Below are 2,590 nucleotides of genomic sequence, written 5' to 3'. Positions count from 1 at the left end.
CTTCCAACTCCGGTTCGAACCTGCCGTCGATGAGGACGAAGCAGATGCGGCAGTTGCTGTCGGTGCGATTGGCCCATCCGTGGTTGGTGCCGCGCTGCACGATGATGTCGCCGGCGCGCACGGTGGTCTCGCCCTCGTCCATGATGAGCACGAGTTCGCCTTCGAGCACGATGCCGTAATCGATCGTCTCGGTCCGGTGCATGAGCGCGTGCTTCGCGCCGGCCTTCGCCGCACTGGACGCAGCGCCCGCGCCGATCTCGGCAAAATGGGCGGCGGCTTCCTCGGGCGTCATGTTGCGGATGCCGTCCCCCTCGGGCGGAATGTCGAGCACGCGGATGCGCGTGCCGTTCGCCGGCGGGGCGAGCACGATGCCGTCCTCGGCCGGTTCGCCGCTTGCCGCATCGATCGGCGCGGGCGTCGCGCGCGTGTTCCACACCTCGTGGAACATCGGGCCGATCGCGCCGCCGACCTGCTGCACCCGCGGCACCGCGCCGTCCTCCTGGATGATCGCGTTTCCGTCCTTGTCATGGCCGGTGACGACGCGCCTGACTGCCTTGCTTTCCATGGAATCCTTGTCCCTCGTTACGATGTTCCGGCCTCGATGCGGCGATGCGGCGTCCCTGTCGCCGGGCCGCCGCGCCGCGCATCACCCCGCCTGTCCGCCCAACGTCTCTGCAAACCAGTCGGAGAGGAGATCGCGGCCATAGGCCATGTTGTCGGCGCCGACATGTTCGACCCCGCCTTCGCGTTCGGTGAAGATCATCTTTTCCCGCCGCGGCGAATTGACAAGCTGCTCGTACAGATCGTCGGCATAGGTCGGGCTGATCTGACGGTCGTTCGCGCCGTGCGTGACGAGGAAGGGCACCGTGATCCGGTCCATGTGGCCGTTGAGGTTCATCCCGGACGATTTCTCCAGGAAATCCTCCTGGTCCTCGGCGCCGAAGGCCCAGTGCACATGCGCCCAGTAATGCGGCACGGGGTTCTCGCCCTCGCGCTGCATGCGCTTGTCCTGCACCTCGCGCCAGTTGTGGTTCGCGCCCCACACCGCCCCGCTGGCAAAGCGCGGCTCGTAGGCGACCGCGCGCGGCGCGAAATGACCGCCCAGCGAAATGCCGGTCATGCCGATGCGCTTCGCGTCGACCTCGTCGCGGCCCTCCAGCCAGTCCACCGCCTTCGAGGCCCAGCTTTCGCTATGCGGATCGACGGGAAGCCCCTGCAACCGGAGCGCCTCGCCGCTGCCCGGCTGATCGACGCAGAGGGTGGAAATGCCGCGCCGCGCCAGCTCTTCGGGCAGGCGGGTCCAGTAGAGCAGCTCCTTGCAGCTATCGAGCCCGTTGCAGAACACCACCGCCGGCATGGCCCCATCGCCCGGCGCGCGCGTCCACAATGCGGGCATCGTGCCGGTGTCGAGCGGGATCTCCACCCGCTCGCGATTGATGCGGCCAAGCCTGGTCGAACGGTCGAACGCCTCGCGCGCCTTCGCAAAGGTCTCGGTGCGCCCCGGATGGCCATGGCCCTGCATCCGCTCCGCCGTGAAGAGGTAGAGCGAGGCGCGCTCCAGCTTGTTCGAGGCGGAAAAGGCGCGGCCCTTCGCCGCATCCTCGTCCGCGAGGGCGAGCAGCTTCTCGCCCATCTTCGCCCATTCGCGCATGAACGCGGGCGTGCCGGCATCCGCGCCCTCGTTCGCCGCGTCGAGGATCGGCTGACACATGTCGACGATCTCGCCGATCTGCCCGCCGCTTTCCATCGCGATGGCGACGCTGAGGTTCCAGATATAGTTCTTGAACGGGGAATAGAGGGCCACGGTTCAGATCTCCGCCGGGGTGAACAGGCAGGGATCGGGTTCCGGCTTGGGCATGGTCTGCGGACCGCCGACGCCGGTGCCCCACTGGTCCATGACCTGCGGGCCGGGTTCGTGGACCTTGTCCTCGTGGTTCTCGAAATCGACCTCGTCCAGTTCGGAGGTATATTCCACCGCAAAGCCGCCGGGCGTCGTGAAATAGCTGAACGTGTTGTTGCCCGCCGTATGCCGCCCCGGGCCCCAGCGGATGTCGGTCCCGCGCTTCTTCAACCGCGAGGCGCCGCGCATCATGTCGTCGACCGTCAGCATGTCATAGGCGACATGGTTGAGGCACGGCGGCCCCGGCAGCAGCGCGATCCGGTGATGCGCCGAATTGCAGCGCAGGAAGCACATGAAATCGCCGAGCCAGTCGCTCACCCTGAAGCCGAGCACATCGGTAAAGAACGCCACCATCGCCTGGTGATCGGGCGAGTGCAGCACGATATGGCTGATCTTGACCGGCATCCCTTCCCAGCGTTCCATCGCGCGGCTGTCCGCCCGCGCGACATCGGCGCTGATCTCGAACGGCAGGCCGTCGGGCGAAAAGAAGCGAAAGCCATACCCCCCGCCCGGCGCATCGAGATCGCGCGGTTCGTGCACGATCCTGCACCCGGCATCGGCCACCTTCGCGTGGAGCGTGTCGACATCGGCGCGGCTGTCGGCGGCCAGCGCGATCACCTCGACGCAATTGCTCTCCCGCTTGTGCAGGCGCACCACGTGATGCTCGTCATGGCCATGCGTCTTGAACCA

The 2,590-nt window shown here is 67.0% G+C and carries 3 protein-coding genes; all 3 read right to left on the bottom strand.

From position 1 onward, the window contains the following. The coding region (locus Q0897_RS15925) for a cupin domain-containing protein (RefSeq protein ID WP_299310390.1) at nt 1-565 on the bottom strand (565 nt) is incomplete at its 3' end. An 81-nt stretch (nt 566-646) separates the two neighbouring features. Next, complete coding sequence (locus tag Q0897_RS15920) at nt 647-1,804, bottom strand: alpha/beta fold hydrolase (RefSeq protein WP_299310388.1); 1,158 nt, start codon at nt 1,802-1,804, stop codon at nt 647-649. Between the two features lie 3 nt (nt 1,805-1,807). After that, on the bottom strand, nt 1,808-2,590 hold a 783-nt coding region (locus Q0897_RS15915), incomplete at its 5' end, for a VOC family protein (protein ID WP_299310386.1).

It is taken from the genome of uncultured Croceicoccus sp. (assembly GCF_947496385.1).
Taxonomy (GTDB): Bacteria; Pseudomonadota; Alphaproteobacteria; order Sphingomonadales; family Sphingomonadaceae; genus Croceicoccus.
This window is presented reverse-complemented; position numbering and strand designations above follow the sequence as displayed.